The sequence below is a fragment of the Streptomyces sp. PL-25 genome (assembly GCF_058344915.1).
On sequence record NZ_CP136997.1, the window covers coordinates 4178492 to 4198425 of the forward strand.

Annotated in this window: 15 protein-coding genes; 7 read left to right on the forward strand and 8 right to left on the reverse strand. The window is 75.9% G+C overall.

The window, feature by feature from the left end:
• The first annotated feature begins 265 nt into the window (after window positions 1-265).
• Together R4Z62_RS18945 and R4Z62_RS18950 are read left to right on the forward strand one after the other, a co-directional pair.
• Window positions 266-448, forward strand: coding sequence for a hypothetical protein (locus R4Z62_RS18945; protein WP_018567065.1), 183 nt, complete (start codon window positions 266-268; stop codon window positions 446-448).
• 17 nt (window positions 449-465) lie between these two features.
• Window positions 466-1653, forward strand: coding sequence for a glycosyltransferase 87 family protein (locus R4Z62_RS18950; protein WP_491520402.1), 1188 nt, complete (start codon window positions 466-468; stop codon window positions 1651-1653).
• Here the strand turns inward: R4Z62_RS18950 and R4Z62_RS18955 are convergent.
• The 3 genes from R4Z62_RS18955 to R4Z62_RS18965 all read right to left on the reverse strand — a co-directional run bounded on the left by R4Z62_RS18955 (window position 1616) and on the right by R4Z62_RS18965 (window position 7777).
• Entirely contained in the window at window positions 1616-3262 is a 1647-nt protein-coding gene (locus tag R4Z62_RS18955) for a DNA repair helicase XPB (RefSeq protein ID WP_064533773.1), read from the reverse strand. The two genes, R4Z62_RS18950 and R4Z62_RS18955, sit on opposite strands and share 38 nt — an antisense overlap.
• A gap of 132 nt (window positions 3263-3394) precedes the next feature.
• A complete protein-coding gene (locus R4Z62_RS18960; protein ID WP_491520403.1) occupies window positions 3395-5005 on the reverse strand; it encodes an alkaline phosphatase D family protein in 1611 nt (536 codons plus the stop codon).
• 180 nt (window positions 5006-5185) lie between these two features.
• Window positions 5186-7777, reverse strand: a complete 2592-nt coding sequence (locus R4Z62_RS18965) for a helicase-associated domain-containing protein (RefSeq protein ID WP_491520404.1) — start codon at window positions 7775-7777, stop codon at window positions 5186-5188.
• 187 nt (window positions 7778-7964) lie between these two features.
• Here R4Z62_RS18965 and R4Z62_RS18970 point away from each other — a divergent pair, with 187 nt between their 5' ends.
• Both R4Z62_RS18970 and R4Z62_RS18975 read left to right on the forward strand, forming a co-directional pair.
• Window positions 7965-9176: a hypothetical protein gene (locus tag R4Z62_RS18970; RefSeq protein WP_491520405.1), complete on the forward strand. Its 1212-nt coding sequence runs from the start codon at window positions 7965-7967 to the stop codon at window positions 9174-9176.
• Between the two features lie 57 nt (window positions 9177-9233).
• A complete protein-coding gene (locus tag R4Z62_RS18975; protein WP_491520406.1) occupies window positions 9234-9902 on the forward strand; it encodes an HAD family hydrolase in 669 nt (222 codons plus the stop codon).
• A 51-nt stretch (window positions 9903-9953) separates the two neighbouring features.
• Here R4Z62_RS18975 and R4Z62_RS18980 read toward each other — a convergent pair whose 3' ends face one another.
• Window positions 9954-10202, reverse strand: a complete 249-nt coding sequence (locus R4Z62_RS18980; protein WP_064533768.1) for a hypothetical protein — start codon at window positions 10200-10202, stop codon at window positions 9954-9956.
• 279 nt (window positions 10203-10481) lie between these two features.
• Here R4Z62_RS18980 and R4Z62_RS18985 point away from each other — a divergent pair, with 279 nt between their 5' ends.
• Window positions 10482-10865 (forward strand): cold-shock protein, encoded by a 384-nt coding sequence (locus tag R4Z62_RS18985; RefSeq protein ID WP_018567073.1) that lies wholly within the window; start codon window positions 10482-10484, stop codon window positions 10863-10865.
• Between the two features lie 119 nt (window positions 10866-10984).
• On the opposite strand, the gene R4Z62_RS18990 is transcribed toward R4Z62_RS18985, so the two are convergent.
• The 4 genes from R4Z62_RS18990 to R4Z62_RS19005 all read right to left on the reverse strand — a co-directional run bounded on the left by R4Z62_RS18990 (window position 10985) and on the right by R4Z62_RS19005 (window position 14722).
• Window positions 10985-11860: a 1,4-dihydroxy-6-naphtoate synthase gene (locus tag R4Z62_RS18990; protein ID WP_491520407.1), complete on the reverse strand. Its 876-nt coding sequence runs from the start codon at window positions 11858-11860 to the stop codon at window positions 10985-10987.
• Window positions 11823-12581 carry a futalosine hydrolase gene (locus R4Z62_RS18995; protein ID WP_491520408.1) on the reverse strand — a complete coding sequence of 253 codons (759 nt, stop codon included), beginning with the start codon at window positions 12579-12581 and terminating at the stop codon, window positions 11823-11825. The genes R4Z62_RS18990 and R4Z62_RS18995 overlap by 38 nt, the downstream gene beginning before the upstream one ends.
• A gap of 55 nt (window positions 12582-12636) precedes the next feature.
• Window positions 12637-13104: a hypothetical protein gene (locus tag R4Z62_RS19000; RefSeq protein WP_018567076.1), complete on the reverse strand. Its 468-nt coding sequence runs from the start codon at window positions 13102-13104 to the stop codon at window positions 12637-12639.
• A 172-nt stretch (window positions 13105-13276) separates the two neighbouring features.
• Entirely contained in the window at window positions 13277-14722 is a 1446-nt protein-coding gene (locus R4Z62_RS19005; RefSeq protein ID WP_491520409.1) for an MFS transporter, read from the reverse strand.
• A gap of 978 nt (window positions 14723-15700) precedes the next feature.
• Here R4Z62_RS19005 and R4Z62_RS19010 point away from each other — a divergent pair.
• Window positions 15701-16624, forward strand: a complete 924-nt coding sequence (locus R4Z62_RS19010) for a DUF3027 domain-containing protein (protein WP_018567078.1) — start codon at window positions 15701-15703, stop codon at window positions 16622-16624.
• Between the two features lie 117 nt (window positions 16625-16741).
• Window positions 16742-19918, forward strand: a complete 3177-nt coding sequence (locus R4Z62_RS19015; protein ID WP_491520410.1) for a sacsin N-terminal ATP-binding-like domain-containing protein — start codon at window positions 16742-16744, stop codon at window positions 19916-19918.
• The last annotated feature ends 16 nt before the right edge of the window (window positions 19919-19934 follow it).

The following is a 19934-nucleotide window of genomic DNA, read 5'->3' on the forward strand; positions in this document are numbered from 1 at the left end:
GGGGAGGCGGGCAAGGGCGGAGAGTCTAGTGCGCCGGGCGCCAGGGAGGCCAACCGTTTTCCCGCCGGACGTCCGTGCCCCGGCCCGCCGCCCCGCTCCCGGTCCCTCTATGTCCGGTTCTATGTCCGGTTCTGCCGGTGACCCCTAGGGGGAGTCGCCCGTCCGGTGTAGGGGGTGTGCTCCCTCCAGAGGGGTACGCGGAGGGCAAGAAGGTTGGCTCCGCAGACCGATGCCGACCACGCCCTCCGAGATCCACCATTGAGTCATGAGTGCAGCGACCATCCATCCGGCACCCGCCGCTCGCCCGGCCGGTGCCACGGCTGTCCGAGGCAGCCACCACCACCGCCTGGGCGACGCCCTGCACGCCGTGAAGGTGTACGCGGGCGCCGCGTTCGACGTGATCATCCTCGGGGAGTACGGCGAGGAGGCGGGCATACGCCACAAGTGACCTACTAGGGTCGGTCCGTGACAGAACGGACGGTGGCCCTCCGGTCACACACGGCGGCTGCTCCGGCCCTCCTCGCCGCCTCCTTCCTCGCCCTGGCGGCCGTGTTCGCCCATCTGCGGCTGCCGATGCCCGACGCGCTGGTGTACCGGGCCGAGGGCGCGGCCGTCCTGCACGGCCGCGATCTGTACGGCTTCGCGGTCACCGCCGGGCGCCTGCCCGCCACCTACCCGCCCTTCGCGGCCGTGCTGTTCGTCCCCACGGCCCTGCTGCCCGCCCCGGTGCTGAAGCTGGTCTTCCTCGCGGGCAACGCGCTGCTGCTGGGCCGGCTGGTCCAGCTGTCCGCGCGGCTCGCGGGCCGGGCGGCCGGGTGGCCGCTGCTGTGCACCGCGACCGCGCTCGCCCTGTGGTGCGAACCGGTCTTCCAGACCTTCCGCTACGGCCAGATCAACCTCGCCCTGGCCTGCCTCGTGCTGTGGGACCTCACCCGGCCGCCCGGAGCGCGCGGCCGGGGAGCCGCGATCGGCCTCGCGGCCGGCATCAAGCTCACCCCCGGCCTCTTCGTCGTCCATCTGCTGCTGCGCGGACGCGGACGCGAGGCGGCCACCGCGACGGCGGCCTTCGCCGCGACCGTCGTCGTGGGCCTGCTCGCCCAGCCCGGCGCGAGCGTCGCCTACTGGACCCGCCATGTCTTCGAGACCGACCGAGTGGGGAAGCTGTGGATCGTCGACAACCAGTCCCTCCAGGGACTGATCGCCCGCCTGCTGCGGGACCCGGAGCCCGGCCTCGCCTGGCTGCTGCCGGACCTCGCGGTGGCCGCCGCCGGACTCTGGCTCGTCCGCCGGGCGCCCCGGGAGCGGTGGGCCGTGCTGCTCACCGCCTTCACCGCGCTGCTGGTCTCCCCGATCAGCTGGTCCCACCACTGGGTGTGGTGCGTCCCCCTGGTCGCCGTGCTGCTGGCCGAGGGGCACCGCGGCGCGGCGGCGCTCACCTCGCTCTGCTTCACGGCCCGCACCCTGTGGCTGGTGCCGCACGCGGGCGAGCTGGATCTGCGCCTGCCGTGGTGGCAGCAGCCCCTGGCCTCGCCGTATGTGCTGCTGGGCCTCGCCCTGCTCGCGGCGGCCGCCCTCCCGCGCCGTCCGGGACGTACGCGCGATGACCCCGTACCGGTCAGCCTTCCTCCGCCAGCAGCTCGTCCGCGTCCATGATCCGGTAGGCGTAGCCCTGCTCGGCCAGGAAGCGCTGGCGGTGCGCGGCGAAGTCCTGGTCGATGGTGTCGCGGGCGACCACCGAGTAGAAGTGCGCCTGGTGGCCGTCGGCCTTGGGCCGCAGCACCCGGCCCAGGCGCTGCGCCTCCTCCTGGCGGGAGCCGAAGGTGCCCGAGACCTGGATCGCGACCGTCGCCTCCGGCAGGTCGATGGAGAAGTTCGCCACCTTCGACACCACGAGCACCGTGATCTCGCCCGCGCGGAAGGCGTCGAAGAGCTTCTCCCGCTGCGCGTTGGACGTCTCACCCTTGATGACCGGGGCGTCCAGGTGCTCGCCCAGCTCGTCGAGCTGGTCGATGTACTGGCCGATCACCAGCACCTGCTGCCCGGCGAAGCGGCGCACGATCGCCTCCGTGACCTTCCGCTTGGTCGCGGTGGTCGCACAGAAGCGGTACTTCTCCTCGGTCTCGGCGGTGGCGTAGGCCAGCCGCTCGGAGTCGGTCAGGTTCACCCGGACCTCGACGCAGTCGGCGGGCGCGATGTAGCCCTGCGCCTCGATCTCCTTCCACGGCGCGTCGAACCGCTTGGGCCCGATCAGCGAGAAGACGTCGGACTCCCGGCCGTCCTCGCGCACCAGCGTCGCGGTCAGCCCGAGCCGCCGCCGCGCCTGGAGATCGGCGGTGAACTTGAAGACCGGCGCGGGCAGCAGGTGCACCTCGTCGTAGACGATCAGCCCCCAGTCCCGGGAGTCGAACAGCTCCAGATGCGGGTAGACGCCCTTCCGCCGGGTGGTGAGCACCTGGTACGTGGCGATGGTGACCGGCCGGATCTCCTTCTTCGTCCCGCTGTACTCGCCGATCTCGTCCTCGGTCAGCGAGGTCCGCTTCACCAGCTCGTGCTTCCACTGCCGGGCGGAGACGGTGTTGGTGACGAGGATCAGCGTGGTCGACCGGGCCTGCGCCATCGCACCGGCGCCGACCAGGGTCTTGCCGGCCCCGCAGGGCAGCACGACCACTCCGCTGCCGCCGTGCCAGAAGTTCTCCACGGCCTGCTTCTGGTAGGGCCGCAGCGCCCAGCCGTCCTCGGCCAGCTCGATCGGGTGCGCCTCGCCGTCGACGTACCCGGCCAGGTCCTCGGCGGGCCAGCCCAGCTTCAGCAGCGTCTGCTTGATCTGCCCGCGCTCGGAGGGGTGCACGGCCACGGTGTCCGGGTCGATGCGCGCCCCGACCAGCGGGGCGATCCGCTTGGACTTCAGCACCTCCTCCAGCACCGGCCGGTCCGTCGTGGTCAGCACCAGCCCGTGCGCCGGGTGCTTGCTGAGGGTCAGCCGCCCGTACCGGTCCATCGTCTCGGCGATGTCCACCAGCAGCGCGTGCGGCACCGGGTAGCGGCTGTACTGCACCAGCGCGTCCACGACCTGCTCGGCGTCGTGCCCCGCGGCGCGCGCGTTCCACAGCCCCAGCGGGGTCACCCGGTAGGTGTGGATGTGCTCGGGCGCCCGCTCCAGTTCGGCGAACGGAGCGATGACGCGACGGCAGTCGTCGGCCTGCTCGTGGTCGACCTCCAGGAGCAGGGTCTTGTCGGACTGGACGATCAACGGACCATTCACGCGCGGCACCCTTTCGCTGACGCGGCCGGACGGCTCGGCCAACACTCCAGTGTGCACCACCGCCCGCGCGGCCCGGCCCTGCCGCGGAGGGCGGGCCCGGGGTGGCCCGCGCCCGCCCTCCGCGGGAGCGGGTCACACCTGCCGGGCGCCCGGACGGCGGGGGGCGACGGAGAAGGCGGCGGCGGTGGAGACCGGGGAGCCGGGCGCGGTCACGAAGTCCGTGACGTGGTACTCCGCCCGCAGCTCGTCGTGGCTCAGGCGCAGCGTGGTGTAGCCGCGCTGCGCGTTGTGCCACTTCAGATGCGGGTTGACGCCCTCGGCCAGCCAGTTGGCGCCGACCTGGTCGGAGGCCGAGCCGTTCTTGCCCGAGGTGATCGACGTACCGGCGAACTCGGTGGCCACCACCGGCGAGGACGGGTCGTCGAAGTCGAGCTTGAGATCGGCGACGACGCTGCGGTGGATGTCACCGGTGAGGACGACCGTGTTGCGCACACCGCGCTCGTACAGGCCGCCCAGCAGCCGGGTCCGGGCGTCCACGTACCCGTCCCACATGTCCAGGCCGGAGGAGAGCACCGCCGGGTCCGGGTCCTGGTCGACCTGGGCGATCAGCGTCTGGTTGGCGAGCACGTTCCAGGTGGCGTGCGAGCGGGCCGCGCCGCGCAGCAGCCACGCCTCCTGCTCGGCGCCCAGCATCTGCCGGCCGGGGGCGCGCCGCTCGGCGTCGAAACCCGGCCTGGTGCCGTCGCCGCCGACCTGGTCGTCGCGGTAGGAGCGGCTGTCCAGGACGTGCAGGTCCATGACCCGCCCGAAGGTCAGCCTGCGGTACATACGGGCCCGCGCCCCGCGCGGCTTCTGCGGCAGCCGGAGCGGCTGGTGCTCGTAGTAGGCCTGGAAGGCGCCGGCCTTGCGGACCCGGAAGGCGGCCGGGTCGCCGTCGGGGAAGCCGTCGCCGTCCACCTGGGCCCAGTCACCGGCCCAGTTGTTCTCGACCTCGTGGTCGTCCCAGGTCAGTGCCCAGGCGGCGGAGGCGTGCGCGGCCTGGAGGTCGGTGTCCAGCTTGGTGAGCGCGTACCGGTTGCGGTACTCGGCCAGGGTGTACGTCTCGCGCCGGTACTGCGCGTCGAGTTCCGGCATGCCCCGCACGCCCGCGGTGGCGCCGACGCCGTTCTCGTAGAGGTAGTCGCCCAGGTGCACGATCAGGTCGTGGCCGGCGTCGGCCAGGTGCCGGTAGGCCGTGTAGTAGCCCTCGTACCAGCACTGGCAGGAGACGAAGGCCATGCTGAGCCGGTCGCCGCCGCGGCCGTGCGGCGAGGCGGCGGTCCGGGCGCGGCCCACCTGGCTGATCGCGTGCCCGGCCCGGAAGCGGTAGAAGTACTCGGTCCCCGGCCGCAGGCCGCGCACCTCCGGGTGGACGGAGTGGGCGAGTTCGGGCACGGCCCTTGCGGTCCCGGACCGCACCACGTGCCGGAACCGCTCGTCGGTGGCGACCTGCCACTGCACCGGCACCGTCCGCTCGGGCATGCCGCCGCGGCTGTCCACGGCCAGCGGGTCCGGCGCGAGCCGCGTCCACAGCACGAACCCGTCGTCGTGCGGGTCGCCGGAGGCGATGCCCAGCCGGAAGGGGTCGTCGGGAAAGCGCGGCGCCGCCCAGGCGCCCGCCGTGCTGAAGCCCGCGGTGAACAGGCCGAGCGTGGCGGCGCCCGCTCCTGCCCGGCCGAGCAGACGGCGTCTGCTGAGGTCCATGTGTGGCACCCGTCGTCAGGGGTCTGGTTGACGGGTGAACACTGGGTGCGAGGTGTTACGGGGGCCGGGCGGTCAGGGAATCGATTCCCGGCGGGCGGACGAACTCGCGGCCCCCGTTGCGCCTGGCGCGACGTCAGGAAGGCAGGCGGGAAAGCCGGGTCGGGAGTGCTTGACGGGTCCTCAGCCGACGTCCGCCTCCAGCTCCGCCACCCCCGTGATCCGGTGCAGCGGGTAGGTGCGCACCTCGTCCGCCGTGTGGTCGTACGCGGTCACGAAGCCGCCCTCGACGCGGATCGGGGCGATGACGTGCTGACCGGCGGTGCCCTCGGCGTTGACGTAGCCGATCCACAGGGCCTCCCCGGTGAGCACGGCGGCCTGCATCGTGGCCAGGGTCTCGGCCGCGGTGGTGCGGGGCAGCTCGCCGTCGGCCGTGGCCGTGGCGGACGGCTTGCGCGGCGCGGTGGACGCCAGGTCGCCCGCCCGGATCGCGCGCACCGCCGCCGACAGCAGTGTGGCGTCGGGCAGCGGCGGACCGTCGGGCACCGGTGCGGGAGCGGTGCGCGGCGGCGTCCGGTGGGAGTCGGCGCGCGCGATCAGCACATCGCCCTCGGCGGACTCGGCCGCCGGTGCGTAGCCCATCGCCCGCAGCCCCTCCAGCAGGGCGGCCGGATCGGCGGGGGTGGCCAGCACGGTCGGCGCGAGCCGGCGCAGCCGCAGCCCGGCGGACCGCTTGTCGGCCAGGATCTCGTTCAGCAGCGCGTCGTCGTCGCAGCGGACGTAGGCCGAGGCCGCGCCGACCCGCAGATGCCCGTGCCGCCGGGCCACGTCGTCGATCAGGTACGCGAGCGGCTGCGGCACCGGCGTGCGGGAGTGCCGGCCGAGGAAGTCGTGCAGATCGGCGGCGGTGCGCCCGGCGTCCAGGGCGCGCCGCACCGAGGCCGGGGTGAACCGGTAGACCGTCGCGCCGCCTTTGGACTCCACGTCGGCGAGCACACCGAGCGTGTCCGCCAGCGGCCGTCTCAGCGGGCCGGGCGCCACCGCCGTCAGATCCGCCTGGAGCAGGACGTGGTCCAGCGGTTCGGGCAGCAGCGGCGCGAGCAGCCGGGCGGCGGCCTCCGCCGCGGCGGCCCGCCCGGCCCCCGACAGCGGCACCGCGGCGGCGGCCCGCGCGGTCGGTGCGGCCTGTGCGGCCTGCGGGACGTCGGCGCCCCGGTGGTGGTGGACGGGCAGCTTGTCGCCGGGCCCGGTGGGCTCGGGCGCGCGGGCCGGTTCCGGCGCGGGCGGCGCCCCGAGCAGCGCCCGGCCGTGCGCGGACAGCGCGCCCCGGCCGGTGACACCGAGCAGCTCCGCCTCGGACAGCGTCCACCGAGCGAGGCGTTCGCGCAGGTCGTGCTCATGATCGCGCTGCGCCCCGCGCAGCGGACGCTCCCAGCGCAGCCGGGCGAGCACCGATTCGGCGACCGGCGCGGTGCCCTCCGGCAGGCCCGCCAGCAGCGCCAGCACCCGGTGCCGTACCTCCGGCGCGGCCGAGCGGTCGAGCCCGGGACCGAGCGCGGACAGCACGCGGTCCTTGGCGTCGCGCCCGCCGGCCACCCCCGGGGTCCGGGTCGCCGCCAGCCACGCCTGCGCCAGCAGCGCCCAGCGTTCGGCGGCGGGCCGCTCCCGCCACTCGTCGTACGCCGGGGTCGCCGCGTACCGCTCGTCCACGTCGCCGTCGGAGGCCAGCAGCCCGGCCGCGTAGGCGAGTTCGATCCAGAAGGCGGCCACCGGCTCGGCCACGTCCAGGGCGACGGCGGCGCGCTTGAGGTCGCGCACGCTCAGACCGCCCGCGCGCAGCACGTTCGGGCCGCCCTCGTCCCAGTCCTTCAGCAGTTCCTCGACGGTGGCCAGCGCGGTGTACGCCTGCCCGGCCGCGGTCGCGTCGACGACCTGCGCGCTGTGCGCGGCGGCGGACTCCACGGCGGGCGGCAGCGGCTCGGGCGCCCGGTGCGCGCGCCCGGCGCGCAGATGCAGTGCCACCTCGCGCGGCAGGACGACCGTGCCGGGCGCGGTGGGCAGCAGCAGCCCCCGGTCGAGCAGCCGCCGCAGCCGGGGCGCCGGATCGGCGGTCACCTGCCCGTACGGCGGCCCCCACACCAGCCGGTCCAGCACCTCCAGGGAGTCCTCCGGCAGGTCCGCGAGCAGCGCGGCCATCCGCTTCCGGTCCGTGAACAGGGCGGTGAGCGCGGCCGCCGCCGAGACCGAGTCATGGGTGGAAGGCAGCCCGGCGGCGGTCACGATCTCCTGGATGCGCCCCGGCGACATGCCCGCCGTGGCCTCCTGCACCGTCGGGCCGAGCCCGGTGGGGGAGGGGTGCTGCGCGGAGGGCGCGAGCAGTTCGCGGGCGGTGCGCACCAGGCGCAGCCGGTCGTCGTCGCCCCAGACCAGCGCCTGTTCGCGCAGGGTGGCCAGCGCCCGGGGCAGCGCGGCGGCGACGGCACCGTCCCCCTCGTCCCCGGCCATCAGCCCCAGCAACTCGCCGTACGCCGCCGGATCCGGCGCCACGGCCAGCGCCTCCGCCGTCTGGAGGGCGAACCGGTCCAGCCGCTCCAGCGCGCGCACCACCGAGGCCCGGGTGCCGGCCCGGGTGGCGAGCTGGGTCAGGTCGGCCGGGACCGGCGTGATGAGGTCCGGTCGGCTGCGCAGGAGCGCGGTCAGGGAGGCGTCGTCCCGCGCGCGCAGGTCCTCCGCGAGCGAGCGGGGGACTGCCACCGGTTTCTCGTCGCTGCTCATCCGACCCACGGTAGCGGGTGCCCCCGGCGGCCGGGCAGGCGTCGGGCCGGTGCGGAGCACGGGCGGGCCGGGGGCGGACCTCGTGCGGGGCGCGGGCGGGCGGGTCGTGCCGGGCGGCCCCGGGAGCCGCCCGGCACGCGGTACCGTCGTGCCACGGGGTCATCGGCCAGCCGCCCCGGAGGGGTTCGTGGGGATCGAGAGCGACCAGGTCGTCTACGAGTATCTGAGCCGCGTCGGGGACGTGGCCCAGCAGCGCCAGCTGTCCTCGGCCACCCGGATGCGGCTGGTGTCGCAGCTGCGCGACGAGATCGACCGCTGCCGGGCCAGGACCGCCGTCGACAGTCCCGCCGCCGTCCGCCGCATCCTGGACCGCCTCGGCAGCCCCGACGACGTCGTCGCGGCGGCGGGCGGCACGACGGGCTCCACCGGTGCCCCGGGCGCGGCCGCGGCCTTCGGCACCGCTCCGGGTGCCGCGCCCGCCCCGCCGCCGCCCGCCGTGCCCGTGCAGCGGGACCCCGGCCCGGCCCGGCCCGCCGGGACCGCGTCCGGTCCTTCCGGTCCTCCCGGTCCTCCCGGTCCTTTCGGTCCTTCCGGCCGTTCCGGCGGGACCGGCGACGATGCGGAACCGTCGCTGCTGAAGAGCCTGCGCCGGGTCGTGCCCCGGCCGCGCCCCGCCCGGCCGGAGCCGGACCCGAAACCGGACCCGCACCCGGGCCCCGTGCCCCCGCCCGGCGGCGCGCTCCCGCCGCACCTGGCGACCGCCGACGACCTGGGCGACGCCCGGATCCACCCCGACTGGTGGCGCACGGAGGACAGCCCGTTCGGCCTCGGCGACGACGTGCCGGCCGGTTTCGTCGGCGGGGTGGAGATCCCCGACCTGCTCAAGGCCCCGCCGCCGCGACGGCCCGACGGCCCGGCGGGGCCCGGCACCGCACCGGCCGAGGCGGCGGACGCGGCACCGCGGGTACCGGACGCGACGGAAGCCGTGCCGGAGAGCCCGTCCTCGCGGCGGCGTTTCGGCCTGCTGCCCCGGCGGGCGGCGAAGGAGACCGCCCGCGCCCGGTGGAGCAACCCGCTGCTCCTGCTCGCCGCCGCGCTGCTGGTGGGCGGCGCGGTGACCGGCAACCTGTTCGCCCTGCTGCTCGGCTGGGTCATCGCGTACGGCTCCCGGCGGCTGACGCCCATGGAGACCAAGTGGGCCGTCCTGGGGATGCCGGGACTGGCCCTCGCCGCCGGGCTCCTGTGGCTGTGGGGCCGGGGCGAGGGCCGCTGGGGCGCCCCCATCGCCCAGGGCCAGATGAACGACGCGGTCGGCCAGACCTGGCCCTGGGTGGTGCGGACGGCGGCCGTGCTGTCGGCGCTGTTCCTGGTGTGGCGCTCCCAGCGGCGGCGCGGCTGAGGTCCTGGATCCCGGACCGGCCGCCCCGCTGTTGTCGCCCCTGGGCACAATGGCCCCATGACCTCGCGCCCGCTGACCGTCGGCTTCGACCTCGACATGACCCTCATCGACTCTCGCCCCGGCATCCACGCCTGCTACGTGGAACTGTCCGCGCGGACCGGGACCCCCGTCGACGCCGACCTGGTGGTCACCCGGCTCGGGCCGCCGCTGGAGGACGAGCTGGTCAACTGGTTCCCGGCCGACCGGGTCGAGGCCGTCGCGGACCTGTACCGCGAGCTGTACCCGGCCGTCGCCGTCGCGCCCACGCTCGCGCTCCCGGGCGCCCGCGAGGCGGTCGCGGCCGTGCGGAAGGCGGGCGGACGGGCGATCGTCGTCACCGCCAAGCACGAGCCGAACGCCCGGCTGCACCTGGAGCACCTGGGCATCGAGCCGGACGCGGTGATCGGCGGCCTGTGGGCGGAGCGCAAGGCGGAGGCGCTGCGCGCGTACGGCGCCGGGGTGTACGTCGGCGACCATGTGGGCGATGTGCGCGGCGCCCGCGCGGCCGGTGCCCTGTCGGTGGCGGTGGCCACCGGGCCGTGCGACGAGCGGGAGCTGACGGAGGCGGGCGCGGACGTGGTCCTCGGGGCGCTCACCGCGTTCCCCGAGTGGTTCGCGGGCTGGTCCGCGGGCCGGATCCCGGACGCGCAGGCGCGCGTTTCGGCCGAGAACGAGTCCGTGGCCTGACGAGTCCGTGGCCCGAGGAGTCCGTGGTCTGACGAGCCCGTGGCCTGACGGCTACCCGGCCTCGCCGCGCGCCTGGCGGCGGCCCGCGGCGATCGACTGGAGCACCCCGGCGGCGGCGACCAGGAAGCCGACGCCCATGAGCATGCTCAGGCCGAACATATAGGTGGGGAACGGCTTCGCCCCGAAGAACAGGGGCGCCACCGTGACCATGGTGGCCAGCGTGCCGATGAAGAACACGATGGCCCCGGCCCGGATCAGCCGGTCGCCGGGGGCGGGATTCTCTTGGGTCTTGTCACGCACCCGACCAGGGTAGGCCCCCGCGCGGACAGCCCGGCGGCGGCCCGTCGACAGCCCATCGGCGATCTGGCGGAGTCCCGGCGGCGGTCCGGCGGCGGTCGGCCGGTGACCGGTCGCGCCACCGCGCGCGGAAGCGAGCTTCGGGGCGTCGGGATCCGGACGGACGGCGGCCGGGAGCCGTTACGGGGCGTGGTTAAGCACATGTCCGGCGGGGGAGAGCCCCGGTAAGGTGGTTCAACGGCAGTTCAAGGGCGTCCGGGACCGATCGAGGGAGTGTGTGCTTTGCCGACTGGCAAGGTCAAGTGGTTCAACAGCGAGAAGGGCTTCGGCTTCCTCTCCCGCGACGACGGCGGTGACGTCTTCGTCCATTCCTCGGTCCTTCCCGCCGGAGTAGACGCGCTCAAGCCGGGACAGCGCGTGGAGTTCGGCGTGGTCGCCGGGCAGCGCGGCGACCAGGCACTGACGGTGACGCTCCTGGAGCCGGCGCCCTCGGTCGCGGCGGCCCAGCGCAAGAAGCCGGACGAACTGCTCTCCATCGTGCAGGACCTGACGACGCTCCTGGAGAGCGTCGGCCAGACCCTGGAGCGCGGCCGCTACCCCGAGAAGACCTCCGGCAAGAAGGTCGCCGGGCTGCTGCGCGCGGTCGCCGACCAGCTGGACGTCTGACCCGGGCGGGCGTACGACCCGGACGGACGCCGGGCCGGACGGACGCCTGAACCGGCCCGGACGGATGACGGGGCCGGCCCGTCACGCGTGAACCGCCGGGCCGCCTCGCGGGTCCCCTCTCAGGGGAAGGCCAGCGCGTCGGGCCCGAGGGCCGGTACCAGCCCCTCGGCCGCCGCCCGGGTGAGCAGGCCGCGGACCGCCGCGTAGCCGTCCTCGCCCAGACCCGCGGTGAACTCGTTGACGTACAGCCCGATGTGCTGGTCGGCGACGGCCGGGTCCATCTCCTGGGCGTGCTCCATGACGTACGGCCGGGACGCCTCGGGGTCGTCCCAGGCGGCGCGCACGGAGGCGCGGATCGCGTCGGCCAGCCCGGTCAGCGCCGCCGTGCCCAGGGACCGCCTGGCGATGATCGCGCCGAGCGGGATGGGCAGCCCGGTGGTGTCCTCCCAGTGCTCGCCCATGTCGGCGAGCTTGTGCAGACCGTAGTTCTGGTACGTGAAACGGGCCTCGTGGATCACGAGACCGGCGTCGACCTTCCCGTCCCGTACCGCGGGCATGATCTCGTGGAACGGCATCACGACGATCTCGCCCACCCCGCCGGGCACCGTGTCCGCCGCCCAGAGCCGGAACAGCAGGTACGCCGTCGACCGCTCGCTCGGCACCGCGACCGTGCGCCCCTTCAGATCGGCGTCCGGCTCCCGGGTCAGCACCAGCGGCCCGCAGCCCCGGCCCAGCGCGCCGCCGCACGGCAGCAGCGCGTATTCGTCCAGGACGTAGGGCAGCACCGCGTACGACACCTTCAGCACGTCGTGCTCGCCGCGCTCGGCCATGCCGTTGGTGACGTCGATGTCGGCGAAGGTGACGTCGAGGGCGGGCGCGCCGGGGATCCGGCCGTGCGCGAGGGCGTCGAAGACGAAGGTGTCGTTGGGGCAGGGCGAGTAGGCGATCCGCACCTGCTCAGGATGCTGCGGGTTCTGCGGGTTCTGCGGGTTCATGGGCGTTCCAACTCTCCAGTACGGGGGCGAGCTTCCCGAAGCCCTCGGTCAGGGCCGCGAGCGCGTCGCCGATGCGCCAGGCGGCGCGGTCGCGCGGCCCGACGGGGTTGGAGACCGCGCGCAGTTCCAGCACGGGGACCGAGTGCGCCGCGGCGGCCTCGGCGACGCCGAACCCCTCCATGGCCTCGGCGAGGGCACGGGGGTGGCGGGCGCGCAGGGCGGCGGCGCGGGCGGCGGTGCCGGTCACGGTCGAGACGGTCAGCACCGTGCCCGTGGCCGCGCCGGTCGCGGACGCGGCGGCCCGTACGAGTGATTCGGGGGGACGGTGGGTGACGGTGCCGAAGCCGAGGTCGGTCACCGGCAGGAAGCCGTCGGCGGTCTCGGCGCCCAGGTCGGCGGCGGTGATCTCGTCGGCGAGGACGAGCGAGCCGACGGGCGCGCCGGGAAGGCGGGGAAGGCCGGGAGGGCCGGGAGGGCCGGGAAGGTCCGTCGCGGCGGGGGCGAAGCCGCCCGCGATGCCGGCGGAGACGACCAGGCCGTACGGGGCGCCGTCGAGCGCGGCGGCGGTGAGGGCGGTGGCGGTGGACGCGGCGGCCAGGGCGGGGCCGACGCCGGCCGCGATCAGGTCGAGGCCGGTGCCGGGACCGCCGACGCGGTGCACGGCCACTCCGGGCAGCGGCACCTCGCGCGGCGGCCCGGCGGACGCGAACGCCCGCGCCACCGCGTCCCGTTCGGCCGGGACCGCGGTGGCGACGAGTACGCGTACGGAGGACGTGTCAGGAGTCCTTCTCGAGCTTGAAGGACCACACGCCGGTCACGTCCTTGTCGCCCTCCTTGACGGCGATCCAGGTCGAGTTGCCGCTGGCGCCGTACTGGGCGTTGAAGAACACGCTGCCCGGGATGGTGCGGTACGACTTCTTGCTGGAGTCGGTCAGCGGCTGACCGTTCATCAGGATGGTCCAGCCCTTGTCCGCGATGTCCGGGTCGACGCCGAAGCGGACGGTCTCGTCGGGATCGACCTTGATCGACTTGTCCGACTTCAGGCACTTCGGCAGGTCGGCGGTCTTGATCGCCTTGCCGTCGTTGTAGCAGGTCGCCTCCGAGTGCACCGAGTCGTCGCCCACGGTGATCGTGGCCATCGGCGTCGGCTTGTCGCAGGCCGTCAGGAGGAGCAGTCCGGCGGAAACGGCGCCGGCGGCGGCGACGGCGCGGCGGCGTCGCACGGCGGATTGCAGCGAGGTCATGGCGGAAGGCTATCGGGCACGTCCAGCCCTCCGGCCACGCGGGGGTGCGGCGTGCGCCCGAACGGCCCCCCGGGGCACGCCCCGACCACCCGCGGGCCACTCCCGCGGCGCGGCGCGGCGCACCGCGCGCCGGCCTGCCCTTCTGTGGCTGCGGCGGCCGTGGCGCGGGCCCTCAGGCCGGTGCCCCGGGGCGGTCCGGCGCGCCGCCGTGGCGGGCGGAGGTCAGCAGGCCCCGGGCCGTGGGCAGCCAGCCGCACGCGACGATCGCGGCGCCCACGGACAGGCCCAGCACGCCGTTGAGGGGCAGCACGATGCCGATCGCGCCGCCCAGCACCCAGGCCATCTGGAGCAGCGTCTCGGAGCGCGCGAACGCCGAGGTGCGCACCGCCTCGGGCACGTCCCGCTGGATCAGCGCGTCCAGCGACAGCTTGCCCAGCGCCTGCCCGAACCCGGCGAACGCGGCCAGGCACGCCACCAGGACCGCGCTGAAGAGCACCGCCGCCAGCACCGCCACCCCGAGCACGATCGCGACGACCGTCACCACGATGACCTCCGGGGCGCGCGAGCGCAGCCACGCGCCGACCGCCGTGCCCAGCGCGTTGCCCGCGCCCGCCGCCACGCCCACGATGCCGAGCGAGACGGCCGCGTTCTGCCCGGCCAGCGGGTGCTCGCGCAGCAGGAAGGCGAGGAAGAAGATCAGGAAGCCGGACAGGCAGCGCAGGGCCGCGTTGGCGGCGAGGGCGTGCGTGACGGCCGTACCGACGCCGCGCAGCCCGGGGCGCCGGGGCGGCTTGCGGCGCGGCCCGTGGGAGCGGGACGGCGCGTCGGCGGCGAGCAGCGCCCGGTGCTCGCCCTTGGCGGAGTCGACCTTGCGGGGCAGCGAGAAGGACAGGAACGTTCCCGCGACGAAGATCACGAAGGCGCCGTACAGCGGCCAGCCCGGCCCGACGAGGTGCAGTCCGGCCCCGATGGGCGCGGCCACCCCGGTGGCGAGCAGTCCGCCGAGCGTGACCCGCGAGTTCGCCTTGACCAGCGAGAACGACGGTGGCAGCAGCCGTGGCACCACCGCGCTGCGGACCACGCCGTACGCCTTGGAGGCGACCAGCACGCCGAGCGCCGCCGGATACAGTTCGAGCCCGCCGCCCGCCGCCGCGCCCGCGATGATCAGCGCGAGCAGGGCGCGGGCCAGCATCGCGGCGGCCATCGCGGCCCGGCGCCCGTGCGGCAGCCGGTCCAGGAGCGGGCCGATCACCGGGGCGAGCACCGTGAAGGGGGCCATGGTGATGGCCAGGTACAGCGCGACCCGGCCGCGGGCCTCGTCGGTGGGGACCGAGAAGAAGACGGTGGAGGCGAGCGCCACGGTGATCATCACGTCACCGGCGCCGTTCACCGCGTGCAGCTCGATCAGCTTGCCGAGGCCGGACTCGCCCGCGCCGTGCGCGTGCGTGACCCGGCGGATCCCGCGCGCGGTGCCGGTGAACGGCAGCCGCAGGGCACGGCCCACCGCGCGGACGGAACCGCCGAACCGGCCCGAACCGCTGCCCCGGCTGCTGCCCGCCGTCACCTCTTCGGGCTCTTCGAGCCCGGCGGTCTCCGGGGGCGTCCTCGCGGCTGCCACTCCGTCATAGTGCCCCGATACGGCCGCCCCTAGCGCCACCACCCCCCGAACACCCGTCCCGGACCGCCCCGACGGCCCCGCACGCGCCGCCCGACGGCCGGACCACGCCCCCGCATCTGGCGCCCCGGCGGCCGTACCCCCCGCATCCGCTGCCTCGACCGCCGCGTGCGGCCGCACCCGGTGGCCGCACGCGGCGGTCACACCCGGTGGCCCGGCGCACGGCCCGCGACCCGAGGGGGCGACCCGAGGGGAGGAGGGGCCAGAGGGACGGCGCGCCGCGTGGCGGGCGGGGTGAGTCGCCCGACTCCGGCTCACCGCCGGATGCGGGACCGGCCCGGCTCCGAGTACGTCCGTCCGCCGGGACGGATCCGCCCAGCCCCGTGGCGCCCACCGGGAGTCGACTCGCCCGGCTCGCCCGGCTAGCCCGGCTTCCCGGTCCCCCAGCGCCCCGGACACCGGACCTCGGCCCGGACCGGCCCCCCCCTCCTCCGCCGCATGCCGGACCGCCCCGCGCCCCGGCCGCCCGCCGAAAGAAGTTCCGCTCGCCCCGGAAGCCGTCCCGGAGAATCCCCCAGAAGCCGCCACCCCGGAAGCCGTCCCCCCGCAGAAGCCCCCAGCAGAAGCCGCCCCACAAGCCCCGCGCGCCCCGAAAGCGCCCCCGCCCGCCCCGGGAATTCGCGCCCCCCGCCCCCGCGACACAGCCGCCCGCGGCGCCCCGCGCGCCCCCGCGGAGGTCGCCGCGCGGGCGTGAAGCCACCGTCGGTGTAGGCCCAGCGGCGACGAGAAGGTAGCGTGCGTAGCGCGCCGTGGCGAACGTTCTCGGCCGCGCGCCTTACGTGCATACCGCAGAATGGATGACGTAGGTGCGCCCGAGCGCGATCGGGCGCGGACGTCGACGCGGTCCAGGGTCCGCTCCGTCCGCCCCGCCGCCTTCAGGCCGGCGCACCCGAGAGACGGCGTAGGAGAGAAGCGATACCTGTGAGCGCAGCGACCACGCGAAGCCGCACCCCCGACCGCCTGTGCGCCGAGGCGGTCGACCTCGCCCGTGCCGCAGCCGAGGAGGCGGCGGCCCCCGGCGTCGTCGGCGAGCACGCGGGCCTGGTGTCCGAGGGCGACCGCGTCGTCACCCACTTCTTCGAGTGCAAGGAACCGGGCTACCGGGGCTGGCGCTGGGCGGTGACCGTGGCCCGCGCCTCCCGCGCGAAGATCGTCACCCTGGACGAGGCCGTCCTGCTGCCCGGCCCCGACGCCCTGCTCGCCCCCGAGTGGGTGCCCTGGAGCGAGCGGCTGCGCCCCGGCGACATGGGCCCCGGCGACCTGCTGCCCACCGATGCCGAGGATCTGCGCCTGGAGCCCGGCTTCTCCGGCGAGGACGAGCCCGCGCCGAACTCGGCCGTCTCCGAGGAGATGGCCGAGCTGGCGGAGGCCGAGGACGCCGACGTCACCGCCGGCCCGCCCCGGAACCTGCCCACCGCGCCCTCGCGCGGTTCCGTCGCCGCGGTCGCCGAGGAACTGGGCATGGGCCGCGCCCGCGTCCTGTCCCGCTACGGCCTGCACACCGCCGCCGACCGCTGGGAGGAGGCGTACGGCCCGCAGACGCCCATGGCGCAGGCGGCCCCGGCGTCCTGTGTGAGCTGCGCCTTCCTGGTGCCCGTCGGCGGCTCGCTGGGCCAGGCCTTCGGGATCTGCGCCAACGAGTTCTCCCCGGCGGACGGCCGCGTCGTCTCCCTGGCGTACGGCTGCGGCGGCCACTCCGAGGCGGCCGTCATGCCGAAGCCGCCCCAGCCCGCCCCGCCGGTCGTCGACGAGACCCGCGTGGACCCCTTCCCGCTGCGTCCCGCCCCCGACTCGGGCTCGGTGCCCGTCACCGACGACGAGACCGCCGAACTGGGGCACTCGTAGGGCCTGCCTGACCCGGGCCCCGGCCCCGGACCCGGGCTTCAGCCCCCGGCCCGGGACCCCGCGCACCCGTTCCCGGCGGCGCGGTACCTTCTCCTCACCCTCATGAGGAGAATGAACGTGAGCATGTTGGTGCAGCCCTCCGCCGGGGGAGACCCGTTCGGGACCGCGCGCCTGCGCCGCGGTGTGCTGGACGCCTGGGCGACCAGCCCGGCCAGGTTCCGTGAGGACGCCAACGCCGAGGAGGACCTGGTCCTCGGCGGCTACCGCGACCGGCTCGTGGTCGAGCTGGCGCAGAACGCCGCCGACGCCGCCGCCCGCGCCGGAGTACCGGGCCGGCTGCGGCTCACCCTGCGCGACGGCGTCCTCGTCGCCGCCAACACCGGTGCCCCGCTGGACGCGACCGGGGTGGAGTCGCTGTCCACGCTGCGCGCCTCGGCGAAGCGGGACACCGGGGACGGCCGCGTGGCCTCCGTGGGCCGCTTCGGCGTCGGCTTCGCCGCCGTGCTCGCCGTCACCGACGAGCCCGCCGTCGTCGGGCGGCACGGCGGGGTGCGCTGGTCGCTGGCCGAGGCCCGGAACCTGGCGGAGGAGACCGCCCGGCACAGCCCCGGCCTCGGTGACGAGATCCGCCGCCGCGACGGCCATGTCCCGCTGCTGCGGCTCCCGTTCGCCGCCGAGGGCACCGCGCCCGGCCCGTACGACACGGCCGTCATCCTGCCGTTGCGCGACACGGCCGCCGCCGACCTCGCCGAGCGGCTGCTGCGCGCGGTCGACGACGCCCTGCTGCTCGCCCTGCCGGGCCTGGCCGAGGTCGTGATCGAGACCGGCGACGACGCCCCGCGCACGCTGCGCCGCCGCGCCGAGGGCGCGCTCACGGTCGTGGAGGACACCCGCGAGGGCACCACCCGCTGGCGCACCGCCGACGCGCACGGGCCGCTCACCGCCGACCTCCTGGCCGACCGGCCGGTGGAGGAGCGGCTGCGCCCCCGCTGGTCCCTGACCTGGGCGGTCCCCGTGGACGAGGACGGGTCCCCGCGCGCCCCGCGCACCAGCCCGGTCGTGCACGCGCCCACCCCCAGCGACGAGCCCCTGGGCGTCCCCGCCCTGCTCATCGCCTCGTTCCCGCTGGACACCACCCGTCGGCACACCGCGCCCGGCCCGCTCACCGACTTCCTCGCGCAGCGCGCCGCCGATGCCTACGCCGGGCTCCTCGCCGACTGGCGGCCGGTGTCCGAGGCGCTCATCGGACTCGTCCCCGGCCCGCTCGGCAAGGGCGAACTGGACGGCACCCTGCGCCAGGCGATCCTGGAGCGGCTGCCGCGCACCGCCTTCCTGCCGCCCGCCGCCGCCCACCGCGACGGACCGGACACCGCCGACACCGCAGACAACCTGGATGGCGCCGACACCGCCGACGAGCTGCCCGCCGCGCTGCGGCCGCGCGACGCCGAGGTGGTGGAGGGCGCGGGCGCCGAGACCGTACGGGTCCTCGCCGAGGTGCTGCCCACCCTGCTGCCCGCCGGGCTGGAGCGGCGGGTGGAGCTGCGCACGCTGGGCGTGGCCCGGGTTCCGCTGACCGACGCCGTGGACCGGCTGGCCGGGCTGGAGAAGGAGCCCGGCTGGTGGCGGCGGCTGTACGACAGCCTGGCCGGTGTCGACCCGGACCGGCTCACCGGGCTGCCCGTGCCGCTGGCCGACGGGCGCACCACGCTCGGCCCCCGGCAGGTGCTGCTGCCCACCGGGGACGCCGTCGCCGTCGCGGACCCGGAGGTGCTGGCCCGGCTGGGTCTGAAGGTCGCCCACCCGGACGCCGCCCACCCGATCCTGGAGAAGCTGGGCGCGCTGCCCGCCACCGCGCGCGCGGTGCTCACCACCCCGCAGGTGCGGGCCGCGGTCGCCGCCTCCCTGGACGAGGACGGCGGCGCCTGGGACGCGGACACCCCGGACGCCGAGGAACTCGCCGACACCGTCCTCGCGCTGGTCCGCGACGCGGGCCTGGAGCCGGGCGACGAGCCCTGGCTCGGCGCGCTCGCCCTGCCCGACGAGGACGGCGAACTCGCCCCGGCCGGTGAACTGGTCTTCCCCGGCGGCCCGTTCGCCCAGGTCATGCGCGAGGGCGAACTGCCCTCCGCGGACGGCGAGCTGGCCGCCCGCTGGGGCGAACAGCCGCTGGCCGCCTGCGGGGTGCTCGTGGACTTCGCGCTCGTCCGCGCCACCGACGTCGTCCTCGACCCGGACGAACTGGAGCCGCGCGAGGCCGACTTCCCCGAGCCCGACGACCCGGGGCTGCTCGACGCGGTCGACGTGTGGTGCGAGGACGTCCTCGACCGCTTCCCGGACACCCCGGTCCCGCCGGTCGCCACCGAACTCGTCGCCGTGCGCGACCTGGACCTCGTGGACGACGACCAGTGGCCGCGCGCGCTGGCCCTGCTCGCCCGGCCGCCGCTGCGCGACGCGCTCACCCAGCCGGTGCGGATCCTGCTGCCGGACGGCACCCACGAGGTCGTACGCCCCTACACCGCGTGGTGGCTGCGCGGGCACCCGGTGCTCGGCGGGCGCCGCCCGGCCGGTCTGCGCGCCGCCGGGTCCGACCCGCTGCTGCGCGGCCTGTACGACGAGGCCGACGCCACCGGCTTCGAGGACGAGCAGGTGCTGCGCGCCCTGGGCGTGCGCACCTCCGTGGCCGCCCTGCTGGACGAGCCGGGCGGCGCCGCCGAACTCCTCGACCGGCTCGCCGACCCCGAACGCCCGGTGGCCCCCGCCCAGTTGCACGCCCTGTACGGCGCGCTCGCCGACCTGGACCCGGAGCAGGTCACCCTGCCCGACGAGCTGCGGGCCGTCGTGGACGGCCGGGTCGAGGTGGTGGACGCGGCCGAGGCCGTGGTGTGCGACTCGCCGGACCTGCTGCCCTTCACCGCGGGCGTCCCGCTGCTGCCGGTACGGCCCGCGCGCGCCGCCGAACTGGCCGAGCTGCTCCAGGTGCGGCGGCTGAGCGAGTCGGTCACCGGCGCGGTGGACTCCGAGGGCACCGAGCACGGCGTACCGGAGCCGGTACGCGTGCTGCTCGGCCCGCGCACGCCCGCCGCCTACGTCGAGCACGAGGAGCTGGTCGTGGACGGCACCGAGCTGAACTGGCGCCTCACCGACGACGGGGTCCTGCACGCCGCCACCCTGGAGGGCGTGGCCGCCGGGCTGGCCTGGGCGGCGGGCCAGTGGCCCCGCCGCTTCGAGGTCGCCGCCCTGCTGGAGGACCCGACCCGCACGGAGGAGCTGGCCCGGGACCGCTGGTTCGACTGAGGCTCCACGGCCCCCG